The 14,291-nt window shown below is 72.5% G+C and carries 11 protein-coding genes; 2 read left to right on the top strand and 9 right to left on the bottom strand.

From position 1 onward, the window contains the following. Positions 1 to 47 precede the first annotated feature (47 nt). Both QCZ28_RS25650 and QCZ28_RS25655 read right to left on the bottom strand, forming a co-directional pair. On the bottom strand, positions 48 to 620 hold the full coding sequence (locus QCZ28_RS25650; RefSeq protein WP_210862735.1) for a flavoprotein: 573 nt from the start codon (positions 618 to 620) through the stop codon (positions 48 to 50). A gap of 16 nt (positions 621 to 636) precedes the next feature. Then, the gene (locus QCZ28_RS25655; RefSeq protein WP_279519045.1) at positions 637 to 1,866 is read right to left on the bottom strand and encodes a helix-turn-helix domain-containing protein; all 1,230 of its coding nucleotides are present in this window, start codon (positions 1,864 to 1,866) and stop codon (positions 637 to 639) included. Positions 1,867 to 2,114: 248 nt separating this feature from the next. Here QCZ28_RS25655 and QCZ28_RS25660 point away from each other — a divergent pair, with 248 nt between their 5' ends. Continuing rightward, the gene (locus QCZ28_RS25660) at positions 2,115 to 2,786 is read left to right on the top strand and encodes a bifunctional DNA primase/polymerase (RefSeq protein ID WP_030330217.1); all 672 of its coding nucleotides are present in this window, start codon (positions 2,115 to 2,117) and stop codon (positions 2,784 to 2,786) included. 250 nt (positions 2,787 to 3,036) lie between these two features. Here QCZ28_RS25660 and QCZ28_RS25665 read toward each other — a convergent pair whose 3' ends face one another. Genes QCZ28_RS25665 through QCZ28_RS25685 form a run of 5 tightly spaced genes read right to left on the bottom strand, consistent with a single transcriptional unit; the run spans position 3,037 to position 9,297 of the window. Beyond that, a complete protein-coding gene (locus tag QCZ28_RS25665; RefSeq protein ID WP_279519097.1) occupies positions 3,037 to 3,759 on the bottom strand; it encodes an FAD:protein FMN transferase in 723 nt (240 codons plus the stop codon). Positions 3,760 to 3,808: 49 nt separating this feature from the next. Then, a complete protein-coding gene (locus tag QCZ28_RS25670; protein WP_279519046.1) occupies positions 3,809 to 4,399 on the bottom strand; it encodes an FMN-binding protein in 591 nt (196 codons plus the stop codon). 13 nt (positions 4,400 to 4,412) lie between these two features. Further along, positions 4,413 to 5,831 carry a ferredoxin reductase family protein gene (locus QCZ28_RS25675; RefSeq protein WP_279519047.1) on the bottom strand — a complete coding sequence of 473 codons (1,419 nt, stop codon included), beginning with the start codon at positions 5,829 to 5,831 and terminating at the stop codon, positions 4,413 to 4,415. Beyond that, the gene (locus QCZ28_RS25680) at positions 5,828 to 7,210 is read right to left on the bottom strand and encodes a DUF1501 domain-containing protein (RefSeq protein ID WP_279519048.1); all 1,383 of its coding nucleotides are present in this window, start codon (positions 7,208 to 7,210) and stop codon (positions 5,828 to 5,830) included. Before QCZ28_RS25680 ends, QCZ28_RS25675 begins: the two co-directional genes overlap by 4 nt. Before the next feature lie 8 nt (positions 7,211 to 7,218). Further along, positions 7,219 to 9,297: a DUF1800 domain-containing protein gene (locus QCZ28_RS25685; RefSeq protein WP_279519049.1), complete on the bottom strand. Its 2,079-nt coding sequence runs from the start codon at positions 9,295 to 9,297 to the stop codon at positions 7,219 to 7,221. Between the two features lie 430 nt (positions 9,298 to 9,727). On the opposite strand from QCZ28_RS25685, the gene QCZ28_RS25690 reads away from it, so the two are divergent. Continuing rightward, positions 9,728 to 9,985, top strand: coding sequence for a DUF3040 domain-containing protein (locus QCZ28_RS25690; protein WP_030330224.1), 258 nt, complete (start codon positions 9,728 to 9,730; stop codon positions 9,983 to 9,985). Between the two features lie 25 nt (positions 9,986 to 10,010). Here QCZ28_RS25690 and QCZ28_RS25695 read toward each other — a convergent pair whose 3' ends face one another. Continuing rightward, the gene (locus QCZ28_RS25695; RefSeq protein WP_279519050.1) at positions 10,011 to 10,916 is read right to left on the bottom strand and encodes an SWIM zinc finger family protein; all 906 of its coding nucleotides are present in this window, start codon (positions 10,914 to 10,916) and stop codon (positions 10,011 to 10,013) included. After that, a complete protein-coding gene (locus QCZ28_RS25700; protein WP_279519098.1) occupies positions 10,913 to 14,254 on the bottom strand; it encodes a DEAD/DEAH box helicase in 3,342 nt (1,113 codons plus the stop codon). The genes QCZ28_RS25695 and QCZ28_RS25700 overlap by 4 nt, the downstream gene beginning before the upstream one ends. Positions 14,255 to 14,291: the final 37 nt, after the last annotated feature.

The raw sequence follows: 14,291 nt of genomic DNA on the forward strand, positions 1-14,291 counted from the left end.
CGGCCACCGGACGGTGACACCCGGCCCGGCCGCGTCGGGCGGACGCGCTAGGCGGCGGTCCAGGAGACGGTTTGCAGCGCCGCCAGCGGCATCGCCCAGGGGAAGGCGTGCATGTGCTGTTCCCCCGTCCCGGGCGGATGCAGCGCGATCACGTCGTCGCCGAAGAGCACGGTGACGCCCCACTCGGCCAACCGGGCCACCCCGGCCCGAAACGCCGGGTGGCAGGCCATCGCCGCGTTGGTGTACGGCACCGCCACGATGGGGACACCCTTGCCCTGGGCCTCGACCAGCAGCCCGAGCGCCAGGGTGTCGGTGATCCCGGCGGCCCACTTGTTGACGGTGTTGACGGTGGCCGGGCAGACGATCATGGCATCGGCGGGCGGCAGCACGTCCGGGTCGCCGGGATTCTTGTAGTGCATCCGCACCGGATGGCCGGTCTGTCGAATCAGGGCCGACTGGTCGACGAACTTCGCGCCGTCCGGCGTGGTGATCACGCAGACGTCCCAACCGTCCTGTTGGGCGAGGTCGACCAGACGACCGACGTGCCGTGCCAGCGGCGAACCGCAGGCGATGACGTAGAGCACCTCGCGGTGCCCGCTGTTGCGCGTTGTACCGGCCATCAGACCGGCTCCGCGCTCATACCCCTACTCCCATGTGCTCAGCCAACTCCGCTACCGGAGAAGGCGGCGCACCACGTGTGCGACGGAGGATGTCCGACATCACCTCGTGCGCGATCGGCCGGCAGCGGATCTCCGACGGGGCGAGCCGATCACCGAGCAGCAGCATCTCGCCGGCGTTCGCCACGTCACCGATCTGGGCGTAGCCGCGGGCGATGTCGAGCAGGTGGTGGGCGCGACGCTCGGGCAGCAGCGCGTTGAAGGACGGCTCCGCGATGCGCAGCTGGTGCACCTCCACGGCCCGCCCACCGTCGCCCAGCTCCACCGCGGCGGCGGCCCGGTGCAGCTCGACGTTGGTCGGGCCGAACGACGTCCAGTAGTGGTTGTGGTCGCCGCCGAGCAGGTTGGCCGCCTCCTGCGCGCAGTTGATCAGGTCGTCGACGCTGGCCGAGTCGCCGATGCGGGACGCGGCCATCGCGCCCTGGAGCAGCAGCATCCCGTAGACGGAGAGGCGGGCCGGGGAGACCTCGTTGCTCCCACCCGGTGCCAGCCGGTTGGCGATCTGGACGTTCAGCTCCAGCGCGGGACGGGCCCGCCCCATCGCGACCAGGGCGTTGCACACCCGCGTGGTGGCGATCCCGGCCAGCAGGGGGTCGTCGGCCCGCTGGGCCACCGCCATCGACCGGTCGGCGGCCAACCAGGCGAGCTCGCACTCGCCGAGCTTGCGCAGCACCGAGGAGGCGATCTGGTAGACCTGGCCGAGCAGGTGGGCCGCCTCGGCGGCCTGCTCACCGCCGTACGCGGCGTCGGCCGCCTGGGCGTCGCGCAGCAGCTTGGGCAGCGCCCGGGTGAGCATCCCGTAGCGGCCGTACTGGTAGGTGAGCCAGGCGTGGTTGACGGCCTTGCGCATGTCGTCCATCGGCGGTGGGAACGGTGCCGCGTCGAAGTACGCGCTCATCGAGTCGTAGCGTTCCAGCGCCGCCCGGATCTCCTGCACCTCGACCTGGTCGATGCAGTTGAGGGCGTCGGCGCGGCGCTCCGGATCCTTGCCCATCAGCAGCTGGACGTCCATCTGGAGGATGTCGGCGATCTCGTAGAGGACGGAGAACTTGTCCAGCCGGCGGACGCCGCGCTCGACCTTGTCCACCCAGCTCTTGGACTTGCCCAGCCGGTCCGCGAAGACCTGTTGGGACATCTTGCGTCGCCCCCGCCAGTAGGCCACTCGCCGTCCTATGGGTAGCTCGTCCATCTCCCCATCCTCCCCTGCCACCGACGACCAATCGAGTCGGGGCGATGTCCGCGGGCGCGGCGACCGCTTTTCACTTTCAGGTTTTGGCTGGTCGCACAGGATGTACGTCAGCCGTACAGCTGGCCCTCGTACTTTTCGTGCAAGTTGCACGAGCCGTTCGTCAACCTCAACGATCGTGGGTTACGGCAGTGACGGTGCTCGACATGCGACCTGGCGAACGCCGGGACCGACGAGAGGAGTTGGCACACATGTGGGGGAATGTCGGACCGCGCGTCGCCGAACTGTCGCCGCTGGAACGGGTCCGGCTGCGCCGGGTCGCCATCCGGTACGCCGCACACGGCTGGCAGGTCACACCGGGCGCCTGCCTGGCCCGCAGCCGTTTCGTCTGCGGCCGGGCCGGCTGTCCCACGGTGGGCTGCCATCCCGCGCTGGAGAACTGGGAGCTGGCCGCCAGCGCCGACCCGGCCCGGGTGGCCACCTGGTGGCGGAGCCGCCCGCACGGGGTGCTGCTGCCCACCGGCCGGGCCTTCGACGTGCTGGAGGTGCCCGCCCACCTCGGCCGGCACGTGCTCGACGCGGTCCAGATCCACCCGGCCGGCACCGGCGTACGCGGGCCGGTGCTGGTCACGCCCACCGGGCGGTGGATGTTCCTGGTCCGCCCCGGCGACCCGCTCCGGCCGGAGTTGGAGCACTGCTTCCACGTGGTCCGGCACGGTCCGGGCTCGTGGATCCCCGCGCCGCCCACCCGGCTGCCGGAGGGCACCGTCCGCTGGGCGGTCGCCCCGGAGCAGGCCCGCTGGCAGCTTCCGGATTCGTACCTCGTGCAGAACACGTTGATCGGCGCGCTGCGCGCCACCGGGGTGACGCTCACCCCGGACCTGCTCCCCGGTCACCTGCCGCTGCCCCGACGAGGCATGTGACAGACGATTCGATCAGGTGCCCGACAGCGTCGACGGGACACCGGTCCTCGTTGACAGGGGAAGAGCGCCAACGCGCCACGAACGGGGGAACGATGTCCAGCAACGACAGAGCGCCTCACCCCGGCGGCACCGAGCCGCCCCGGCGCAGCCACCGACGGCACCGCTGGGCCGGCACCCGACCGGCCGGCTCCCGCCCCGGCCGCCCACGCCCCACCGGCTCCCGCCCAGCCGGCACCCACCGCCCCCTCCGCTAGTCGGCGAGCGGCAGATCGACGGAGAGATACTGCCGGGCGTTGTCGGTGATCGCCGCGTGGGTGTGGTCGTCCAGGCGGGCCAACCAACCGAGGCCGGGGGTGCCCATGGCGAGGGCGGCGGTGGCGTACGCGTCGGCCACCCCGAGGTCGGTGCCGACCACCGTCACCGAGCGCAGCCCACTGGCCGGCGTTCCCCGGCGCGGGTCCAGCACGTGCCGGCCCCGCTCGTACACGCCGGAGGTGGCCACCGCCAGGTCCGTCCCGGTGAGCACCAGGCAGGCCGCCATCGCGTCCCACGGGTGCCGGATGCCGATGCGCCACGGCTCCCCGGACGGCGACAGGCCCCGCACCCGCACGTCACCGCCGGCGTTCACGCAGTGGTTGACGGCGCCAGCGGCGACGAGGCGGTCCGAGGCGACCTGAGCCGCCCAGCCCTTGACGAAGCCGGACGGGTCGAGCCGACCGGTGGCGTACGCGTCGAAGAACCCGTCGGTGGCGCCCCACAGGTCGGCACAGGCCTCCAGCACGTACCGCAGGTCCGCGGACGCCTCGGAGAGCAGCACCTCACCCCGGTCGAAGCGGCACACCTCGCTCGCCGGCTGGTAGGTGCTGAACCGCGCGTCCACCTCGTGCATCCAGGCGAAGACGTCATCGGCCAGCTCGCGCAGGGTCGCCGGGGGCAGATCGTCGGCGAGGTCCACTGTGACGGCCGTACCCATGATCTGTTCGACCCGGCACAGCCCGGGTCGGGTCAGCGTGGCCCGCACGTCAGAATGCCTGCTCGATGGCGGACCGCAGCGACTGCCTGTAGGAGTTGCTGGTCTCGGTGGCCCCGGAGACGGTGTTGAGGTTGGCGTTCTGCTTCTGCACCACCTCGCCGCCGCTGCCGTCGTAGCGGTCGCGCACGTCACCGCTGTGGATGTCGGACTCACCCCCGCTGGGCAGCGACAGCGCGACCGCCTCGACGATCCGGTTACCCGAGACGACGATCTGCACCTGCACGTACCCGTACTCGTTGTCGAAGCCGTTGCCGGTGACCCGGCGGGTGGTCGGCTGGGCCGCCTTGGTGGTACGCGGGGTGCTCGGGGCCTTCGTCGTGGTCTTCGTGCCGGAGGGGCGGGCGGTGGTCTTGCCGGGCTTGGGCGACACCGGCGGGTCGGCCGTCTTCGACGGCGTGGCCACCTCCCCGGCCGGGTCCGTGCCCGGCGCGGCCGGGTCGGCGCCCGGCGCGGTGGGGTTGACCGGCTGGGCGGTCGGCAGGTTCTGGGCGACCTGGGTGGCGCCCGGCGAGCCCTTGAACACCACCAGCGCGGTGGTGCTGGCCGCCAGGCCGGTGATCGCGAGGAGCGCGCGACGCATGGGTATGCCCTTCCTACAGCTCGAACGTGGCCAGGTGGATCTGCCGCCGGGGCACGCCGGCCCGGCGCAGCGCCCGCACCGACTGTTCCACCAACCCGGGCGGCCCGCACAGGTAGACGTCGCGCCGGGCCACGTCGGGCACCAGTTGCCGCAGCCCGTCCGGGCTCATCAGCTGGCGGGGGCCGGGGTCGTCGCGGGAACCGATGACGTACCAGAGCGAGGTGTCGCGCTCCTGGGCCAGCCAGTCCAACTCGCGGCTGAGCAGCACGTCGGCCGGTGTGCGGGCCCGGTAGATCAGCGCGGCGCCCGGCGGCAGTTCCTCCAGCATCGCCCGGATCGGGGTGATGCCGCTCCCGCCGGCGATCAGCAGCGCCCGCTCGCGCAGCCGGTGCGCGGCGGTGAAGGTGCCCGAGGGGCCCTCGGCCCAGACCCGGGTGCCCGGGTCCAGGTCGCGCAGGTCGGCGGTGTGGGTGCCGACCACCTTCACGGTGATCCGCAGCCAGCGGCCGTTGGCGGCGGCGGAGACGGAGAACGGGTGCGACTGCCACCAGCAGCCCCGGGTGAGGAAGCGCCAGCGGAAGTGTTGGCCGCCGAGCATCGCCAGCCGGCCGAGCCGCTCCCCGGTGAGGTAGATGGAGATCGTGTCGGTGCTCTCGGCGACCACGTCGGCGACCCGCAGCTTGTAGCGCAGGTTGAACGCCAGCGGCGCGATCACCCGCCCCCAGAGCAGGGCGGCGACCACCAGCACGTAGAGCGCGATCCAGCCGGTGCGCACCGGGCCGGGCTTGTACAGCTGCGCGCCGTGGGTGAACTGGTGGCCGAAGCCGAGCAGCAGGATCAGGTAGCTGGACAGGTGCAGCAGGTGCCACAGCTCGTAGGGCAACGCCCGCCGGATCGCCCGGATGCTGGTGAACCCGACAAGCACCATGATGCCGGTGGCGGCGAACGCGGAGACCATGTCCTCGTAGTCGCCGAGCAACGTGCCGACCTCGGCGAGGATCGACTGGTTACGCAGGTCGGCGTAGCCGACGAGGATCAGCGACATGTGCGCCAGCACGGTGACCAGCAGGGTGGCCCCGATGTCCCGGTGCCAGCGGGCGGTGTGCTCCCCGCCGATCCACCGTTCCAGCACCGGCAGGCGACTCATCATCAGCACCTGCACCAGCAGCAGGTAGCCGGCGACCAGGCCGGTGATCCGGCCGGCGGCGGTGACGGTGGCGGCGGTGGTGCGCAGCGATCCGGCGGGGGTGCCCAACCACCACGGGAGCACGCTGGCGAGCAGGCCGACCAGGAGCAGCACGCCCAGCAGCCGCCGGCCGCCGGGTCCGCGCCGGGCCGGGCTCTGCGGGGGTACGGGTGTCGCCGACCGGCCGTCGTGCCGGGACGAGGTCCCGGTACGACGGCCGGTGGAGTGGGTGTGCGAATACGTCACGCGTACAGCTTCATCGGGGCGTACTTCTGGCGGGGGAAGATCTTGTCGACCTCCGCGTTGGTGAGCCCGAACCGGCCCTGGGCCACCGCGCCGTAGACGTTGAACATGTTGTTGTACTCCGGCACGTCACCGGAGTCCAGCTTGTCCAGACCGTTCCAGGTGCCCAGCAGCGAACCGGCCAGCTTCTTGCCGGACAGCAGGGTGACCACGCCGCCGTGCCCGTGGTCGGTGCCGCCGGTGTTGGAGCCGACCCGCCTGCCGAACTCGCTGGAGACCATGATCGTCACGTCGGCGGCCTGCGGGCCGAGGTCGGTGAAGAACGCGGCCATCGCGCTGGCCAGCTCGTTCAACCGGCGGTGCAGCTGGCCGCCCTCGCGGGTGCCCTGGTTCTCATGGGTGTCGTAGCCACCCATGCCGACGGTGGCTACCCGCACGTTGGCGCCGCCCTTGATCAGCTGGGCGAGCTGCTGGAACGCCCGACCGACGCCCTCGTACGTGACGCCCGCGGCGGGCTGGTACGGCTTGGCGGCGAGCTTCTGCGCGGTGGACAGCGCGCCCATGCCCTCCTGCACGGCCTCCTCGACCGGGTGGTTGATCCCGGTGAAGAGCCCCTTGATGGCCTTCTCGGTGGCCGCCCGGAACTTCTCGTCACCGTTGAGCCGCAACGAGCCGACGCTGTTCAGCGAGAGCGCGCCGTTGTTGCCGACGAGCGAGCGGGGCAGCGTGCTGCCGATGCCGACGCTGCGGAACGCCGTGCCCTTGCCGAGGTTGTCGACGAGCCCGTCGAGCCAACCCCGGCCACCGGTCTCGTTGGGCAGCCCGCCCAGGTTGCAGGCGTCCGCGGCCTGGAAGTGGCTGCGGGACAGCCGCTCGTCCGAGACCGCCGGGATGAAGCCCAGCTGACCGGCGGTGAGCCACTTCTCCAGCGGCTTGAACGCGCTGGTCAGCTTGAAGCCGCGGCCCAGGGCCAACGAGTCGTTCCCGAGCAGCAGGTCCGGGCGGGCCTTGGCGAGCACCGGGTCGTTGTCCGGAGCGACAAGGCTCAGCCCGTCCAGCCCGCCGTAGAGGAAGACGTGGACCAGGGTGCCGGTCTTGGTCGCCGCGAACGACGCCGAGGTGGTGACGAACTGGGCGGTGGCCAGCGCGGTGGCGGTGGCCGCGGCACCGGCGACGAAGGTCCGCCGGGTCACGCCCCGCCCGTCCTGCTGGGCCTCCTCCAGGTTCTCCAGGGTGCGGTACCTGTCGAACTCGGCGGCGTTCTCGGCGGCGACGATGTCGGCCTCGGCGCGCAGCAACGCCTCGGCCGGGTTGTCGGCCAGCCGTCGCACGTCCGGGCATTCGGGGTGCAGGGGGAAAGAGTTGTACACAGTCTTCTCCATCGGGTGCCTCACCGGAGGTGGTGCTGGGGGGAAGCGAGGATCGCCCGCGCGACGGCGGTGATGGCCCCGTTGAACGTGGCGTCGACCTTGGCGGTCGCCGCCACACCGGCCACGCCGAGGATGAGGTTCTTCTCCCGCGTGCTGAACTTCTGGCCCACCAGCCGCAGGGAGAGCGCGTCCACGTACGCCCCGGCCGTCGCCGGCGGCTTGGCGACCAGCTTCTCCGGCGCGGTGTACGTGAAGGTGGTGCGGTAGCCGGCGAGGATCTCGCCCGCCTCGTTCCAGCCGTTGACCATGGTGCCGGCCGAGGTCCAGGCGACGTAGACGTCCGGGTAGCCGTCCGGAGTGGGCTGGCCCATCGGGTAGTGGCCCAACTCGCGCAGCTTGTCGTTGATCTGGCGCAGCCCTCGGGCGTACGCGGTGCGCTTGCTGTCGCCGTTGTTGTGCTTCGGCGACGCGTCGGGCGAGACGCCCAGGGTGCGGTACGTGGCCACCAGGTACTCCATCGGCCGGCGCACCTTCTGGCCCACACCGGCCCAGAACTCCGAGGAGCAGAAGAGCGTCATCAGGACCGGCTTGATCATGCCCTTGTTGGTGGTGTACGTCTTGGCCAGCCGGTCCACCAGGGACTTGGGCGGGGTGTCCGAGACGAACCGGGTGGCCAGGCTCTGCGCCACGTACTTCGCCGTCGACGGGTGCGTCGCGATGTAGGTGATGTACGCGTCGATGGCCGCTTCGGCCTTCTTCGGGTCGGCCGAGTTGTTCGGGTGGGTGAAGCCGAGGATCTTCACCTTGCCGACGTAGTGCTGCTCGGGGCGGAAGACGTACTTGCCGTCCTGGACCCCACGGCCGGTCTGGAGCATGGCGGCCTGCCGGACGTCCGGCTCCTTGTAGCCGCCGTCGACGCCGACCGAGTAGAGCTCGAGGTTCTCCCGGGCGAGGTTCTCGTTGATCGCGTCCTTGCGGGAGTCCTTCTGGTTCAGGTAGATCAGCAACGCGGGGTGCTTGTTCGCGGCGACCAGCATCTCCGGGTAGCTGCCCAGGGCGTGCTTGCGGATGACGTCCTGGTCGAACGAGTTGCGGTACACCTCGCCGCCGTCGAAGTCCGCGGCGACGTGCAGGAAGTCGTTCCAGAAGTCGACCATCACCTCGAACAGTTGGCGCTTGGACCAGATCTGCCGGGCGATGGTGGCGTCGACCATCTCCTGCTCCGGCTGGGCGCCCTGCTCGTTGAGCTTGTCCCGCTGGTCACGCAGCTGCTGCGCGGAGAGCTTCTGGGTCGGCAGCTCGGCGAGCTTCAGCTCACCCTTGCTCGGCTCCAACTTGTCCGGGTCCAGCTGGGCGCGGATCCAGGCGTCCATGCCCTCGCGCTTGATGTCGGCGAGCAGCGCGGGCGTCACGCCGAAGGTGGCGCGCCGGGCCAGGTGCAGGATCGGGTCCTTGGCCAGGACCGTCTTCACTGTCACCTTGGTCGCCGCCGCCGCCGCGGCCGGGCCGGAGTAGGTGCGCCCACCGGCCGGCGCGTTCTTCTTCAGCGCCTCACCGGCGCGCGAGCCCATGTAGCTCTCGTTCTGCTCGGTGTAGGTACGCACCGTGCTGGGCTGCTGGCCGCTGGGCCGTGCGGCGGTGCCGTCGGTGACCGTGCTGCCGGTCGCGTCGCCGGCCACCGCCTCGTCGCCGAAGAGGCCCCGCAGCTGCGGGGTCATGGCGAGCGCCGCGCCACCGGCGACGACGGCGGCGGTACCGCCGAGGGCCACCATCGCCTTGCGTCGGCCGACCTTGCGACCCGGTTCGTCGTCATCGTCGAGGGTGGGCAGTCCGGTGCCGGCCGGACGGGCCGGAGCCGGGCGGCCAAGGCCCTCCGGTCCGATCCACTGCGGACCGCGCGGGGCGGGGGCGGGGTGCCCGGCGTACTGCTCACGCGGGTCGACCGGCGCGGCGTAGCCGCCCTGCTGGGGGTGGGGCGAATCGTAGCCGTAGGGCGTGGGCGGGTGGGGGTCGCCGTAGCCGTCAGCGTTGTGGTGCTGGTGTCCGTCCCAACCGCGGTCGTCCCGCGGTCGACGTGGTGGCACATTCTGGTCGGCCATGTACCAATCCCGATTTCTGATGAGCGCCGGAAGCTGCTACCGGGCAGGTGCGGCAGTGCGGCGACTGTTGCCTGAGGGAGTTGCTACGGCAAAGTAACCAAGCCCCCAGGGCCCTTCAAGGTGGCCGGAACACACCCGTGAGGGCACTTAAGACAGCGTTCAGTGCGGCCTCGACGGCGGGCGGTGGGCGGGGTCCGACCGCAGACTCTCCCAGCAGGGCGTACGCGCGCCAGGCGAGTACGGATCGGACCACTTGCCCGTAGCCGACACTTTCGGCGCCGTTCACCACCAAAGGCAAACTTAAGGTCCGGGTAAGCCGGACATGAGGGGCGCTCGCGTGGAGGAAAAGTAGCAGCAACGGGCGAGCGTGAGCCGCCACCGCAGCGGGTATGCCGCCGAACCGCTGAACGCGTGAGGGGAAGGCAGCGCCATGCTCAGCAAAGAGGATCAGCGCAGATTCGACCAGATCACCCGTCAGCTCCGGGAAAGTGACCCGGCCTTCTTCAAGAAGCTGGACCACCGGGTGCGGGCCCGCAGGGGCCGCTACCTGATGTTGTTGACCATCGTGCTGTGGGCGTCACTGCCGGCGATAGCCGTATTCGCCGGTCGGCTCACCGGCGCGATCTGCGCGGTGGTGCTGGTGGCCAACGCCGCGATCATGTGGCGGTTCCGCCGCCGCTGGACATGACTGCTCAACCGCTCGACGGGACGGCTCACCGGTCGGCCGGGCCGAACGCCCGGTACGCGCGACGCAACCGTTCGAGCGTTCCCGGCCCACCGATGGCCGCAGCCGGCGCTCCGAGCTGGCGCAGCAGCAGGTCGGTGCCCGTCACCAGTCGGGGCGGCCGATCAGGCAGCGGCACCGGCGCCGACCAGAACCGGTCCGCCGCCTCGGCCAGCGGCGTCGCCGACAGCCCGGCGAGCGCACGGGCGGCACCGACCGGCGTCAGGACGTCCACCGCCGACCCGACACCGTCCGGTTCGGACGGTTCGTCGACCGGCGGGGGCGGTGGCGTCGCACCGGTGGCTGCGGCCCGGCGGGCGCGGAGTTCGTCGAGCAACTCCGCGCGGGACCGACCGCGCCAGTGCAGCAGCTCGAACGGGTCCGCGTCGAACGCCTCGGCCAGCAGGTAGAACGTGGCCGCGAGGTGCTTGCACGGCACCGCGAAGTCCGGGCAGTTGCAGCGCTGGGTCAACTCGTCGACGGCCGCCGGGAACAGCGGCGCACCGGCGGCGGCGAACAGCTCCTCCAACTCGTCGGGGAGGTCCCCGGCGAGAAGCCGGGCGCTGAAGAACGCCTGCCCGGCCAGCTCGTTCTCGATTCGGGACCAGAGCGCGGCCGGGAACGGCCGCACCCCGATCGACACCTGGTACGGCTGCGGCCGGGAGCCCTGCACCACCGCGCTGACCCGCCCGGGTGCGATGGCGAGCGTGAGCACCTGACCGGCCCGCGCGTACGACCGGCCCCGGGTCAACCGGGTGCCGAGCGCGAACGACTCCAGCACCTCCAGGAAACGCCGCGACCACCAGGACCGGCCGATGGCGCCTCGGGCGCTGCGGGCCCGCAGGCCCCCGTCGACCCGGCGGGGACGCCCGTAGTCGGCGAACCGGTCCGTCACTCCACCACCGCCCCGGCCTCCAGGGCGAACAGGTCCCGCAGCTGGCCGGTGGACAACTCGGTGATCCACTGCTCGCCGGTGCCGACGACCCGCTCGGCGAGGCTGCGCTTGTCGGCGATCAGCGCGGCCACCTTCTCCTCGACAGTGCCGGCGCAGACGAACTTGCGGACCTGCACCCGTCGGCGCTGCCCGATCCGGAACGCCCGGTCGGTGGCCTGGTCCTCGACCGCCGGGTTCCACCATCTGTCCACATGCACCACGTGGTTCGCGGCGGTCAGGGTCAGCCCGGTGCCGCCGGCCTTGAGGGACAGGACGAACAGCGGCGGACCCTCCGCCGACTGGAAGCGCTGCACCAACGTGTCCCGCTCGGCCTTGCCGACGCCACCGTGCAGGAACAGCACCTCCCGGCCGAAGCGCGCCGACAGGTGACCGCGCAACATCGCACCGAACTCGGCGTACTGGGTGAACAGCAGCGCCCGCTCCCCCGCCGCCAGCACCTCCTCCAGGATCTCGGTGAGCCGGGCCAGCTTGCCGGAACGGCCCTCCAACGGCGAGCCGTCGCGCAGCAGTTGGGCGGGGTGGTTGCAGACCTGCTTGAGCCGGGTCATGGTGGCCAGCACCAGGCCGCGTCGCTCGATGCCGTCGCTCGTCTCGATCCGGGCGAGCATGTCGTCGACCACCACCCGGTACAGCGCGGCCTGCTCGGCGGTGAGGTTGCAGAGCACCTCCATCTCCAGCTTCTCCGGCAGGTCGGAGATGATCGACGAATCGGTCTTGAGCCGACGCAGCACGAACGGGCCGGTGATCCGGCGCAGGCGCTCGGCGGCCTCGGCGTCGCCGTGCCGCTCGATCGGCTCGGCGAACCGCTTGCGGAACGTCGCGGCCGGCCCGAGCAGGCCCGGGTTGGCGAACTGCATGATCGACCAGAGGTCGGCGAGGCGGTTCTCCACCGGCGTACCGGTGACCGCCACCCGCTGCCGGGCGGGCAGCGCGCGGACCGCCTCGGCCTGCCGGGTCGACGCGTTCTTGATCGCCTGCGCCTCGTCCACCACCACCCGGTGCCAGTCGATGCCGGCCAGGTCGGCGGCGTCGCGGGCGGCCACCGAGTAGGTGGTGAGGACCAGGTCCGCGCCGTGCGCGGCCGCCGTGAACTCCGCCCCCCGCGCCCGCTCGGCACCATGGTGTACGTGCACCCGCAGCCCCGGGGTGAACCGTGCGGCCTCCCGCTGCCAGTTGCCGACCAGCGACATCGGACAGACCAGCAGGGTCGGACCGGCCTCCGGTGGGTCCCCGGCGAGCAGCGCGAGCAGTTGCACGGTCTTGCCCAGCCCCATGTCGTCGGCGAGCACACCGCCCAGGCCGAGGGAGCGCAGGAAGGCCAGCCAGGCCAGCCCACGCTGCTGGTACGGCCGCAGCGTCCCCTCAAAGCCCGGGGGCGGGTCCAGCGGGGTGAGCCGCCGCTCGACCGCGCCGGCGAGCAGGTCGCCCAGCGCACCGTCGGCGGTCACCTCCAGCACCGGCAGCGCGCCGGTCTCCTCGCCGTCGGCCAGCCCGAGGCGGAGCAGGTCGGCGACGGTCAGCTCGCCCGCGGAGCGGAGCAGGCGCAGACCGGCGGCGAGCCGCCCCGGGTCCAACTCCACCCACCGGCCGCGCAGCCGGACCAGCGGGGTCTTCATCTCGGCCAGCGCCGCCAACTCATCGGCGGAGAGCGGCTGGTCGCCGAGGGCGATCTCCCAGCGGTAGTCGACCAGGGCGTCCAGTCCGACACCGGCGTCGACACCACCGACCGTGCCCGGCGCGGTGCGGCTACGGGCCCGCAACCGGGCACCCAGTCGCGCCGACGGACGCTGCCACCAGGACGGCAGCAGCACCCCGAAGCCGGCCGCGTGCAGCACCGGGGCGCCCGCGCTGAGGAACCGGTGGGCTCCCTCGACGTCGAGTTCCATCGCCTCCGGGGCGGCGGTCCGCAGCGCGGCGTCCAGGTCCGGCCAGAGCCGGCTGGCCCGGCCCAACTCGGCGAGCAGGGTCTCCTGCGGGCTGGCCGTCCGACCCGCCAGGCCACCGAGTGTCTGCGGCCCGCGCCAGACCTCCCCGGCGTCGACGTGCAGCCCAGGCTCGTCTGCGGCCTGCAATCCGAACTCCAGCCGCCAGCGCCCGCCACCGGTCGACCCGACCGCCGCCCGCGCGGTGTCGACCGGCGCCGGCGCGGAGTCGACAGGTCCCCGCGCGGAGTCGGCCAGTGCCGGCGCGGAGGCCACTGCCGGCGCGGAGGCCGGTGCCGGCGCGGAGGCCGGTGCCGGCGCGGAGGCCGGTGCCGGCCGGGTGGCCAGGAACGGTTCGGTGACCTCGTCGGGGGCCGGCTCGACCAGTCGGAAACTGGCCCGCACCGGGCCACCGGCGGCGTCGCGCTGCCAGGCGTCCAGCTCAGCGCGGAGGGTCGCCAGCCCGGCCGGGTCGATGGTGAAGTCCCGCTGCGGGCCGGCGAGCGCGGTCAACCAGGCCGGTGCCGGACCACCCGGGCGCAGCCCCCGGGCCAGCGTGGTGGTCGCCAGCGCGGCCCGCGCGGCGGCGTCGGTCAACGCGTCGAGCGCGTCCGCGACCAGCGCGGCGGGGGTGGGCGTTGGCGAGCCGGCGGCCGTGGCCGGCAGGACGGCGGCGCGGGCGGCGGGTGGCAGGGCCAGCGCCAGCGATCGCGCCCAGGCGGCATCGGTGCCGGTCAGCAGCGGACGCCAGACCGCCTGCGCGGGCACCTGCCCGGCAGCCCCGGAAGACGCCACCGTCCCGTGAGCGCCGGAGAGCTGGTCACCCGCCGTCGCACCGGGCGGCTGGTCTTCCGTCGTCGCACCAGCGCCGGGCAGTTGGTCGTCCGTCGTCGTGCGTACGCCGGGCAGGACCCGGCCACGGGTCACCAGGTCTGCGGCGAAGTCGGCCAGCTCGGCGAGGTGCCGCAGGGTGGCCCCGGCCACCGCCGGGATGTCGTCCAGGGTGTGCAGCAGCGACAGGGCGTCGTCCGGGGCGTACACCAGGATGGGCACCCGCCAATTGGCCAGGGTGAGCCGGCCGCGGACCGCAGGTGCGACGGTGGTGCGGATCAGCTCGGGTGAGTCGGTCGGCGCGCCCGCCCGGGTGGGCAGGGTGAGCAGCGCGGTGTCCGGTCGGGTCGGCTCGGCGGCCTCGGCGAGGACGGCGGCCAGGTCGGTGTGCCCGGCGGCGAAGGGGTGCGGGCGGTCCCGGGCCGGGCGGCCCGCACGCACAGCGGGAATCGGCGCCGCGCTGTCCTCGGCCCAGACAGCAAGGCCACCGGTCGAGCTGGCGCCGGTAGAGCTGGCGGCGGGCAACCACAGCCCGTGGATGACCAGCACCCGTTCCCCCTCG

The sequence above is a fragment of the Micromonospora sp. DH14 genome, from assembly GCF_029809455.1.
Lineage (GTDB): Bacteria > Actinomycetota > Actinomycetes > Mycobacteriales > Micromonosporaceae > Micromonospora > Micromonospora parva.

Coding starts and splice junctions, on each gene's coding strand:
- QCZ28_RS25650 (WP_210862735.1), bottom strand. CDS start 620: ATGGCCGGTACAACGCGCAACAGCGGGCACCGCGAGGTGCTCTACGTC.
- QCZ28_RS25655 (WP_279519045.1), bottom strand. CDS start 1,866: ATGGACGAGCTACCCATAGGACGGCGAGTGGCCTACTGGCGGGGGCGA.
- QCZ28_RS25660 (WP_030330217.1), top strand. CDS start 2,115: ATGTGGGGGAATGTCGGACCGCGCGTCGCCGAACTGTCGCCGCTGGAA.
- QCZ28_RS25665 (WP_279519097.1), bottom strand. CDS start 3,759: ATGGGTACGGCCGTCACAGTGGACCTCGCCGACGATCTGCCCCCGGCG.
- QCZ28_RS25670 (WP_279519046.1), bottom strand. CDS start 4,399: ATGCGTCGCGCGCTCCTCGCGATCACCGGCCTGGCGGCCAGCACCACC.
- QCZ28_RS25680 (WP_279519048.1), bottom strand. CDS start 7,210: ATGGAGAAGACTGTGTACAACTCTTTCCCCCTGCACCCCGAATGCCCG.
- QCZ28_RS25685 (WP_279519049.1), bottom strand. CDS start 9,297: ATGGCCGACCAGAATGTGCCACCACGTCGACCGCGGGACGACCGCGGT.
- QCZ28_RS25690 (WP_030330224.1), top strand. CDS start 9,728: ATGCTCAGCAAAGAGGATCAGCGCAGATTCGACCAGATCACCCGTCAG.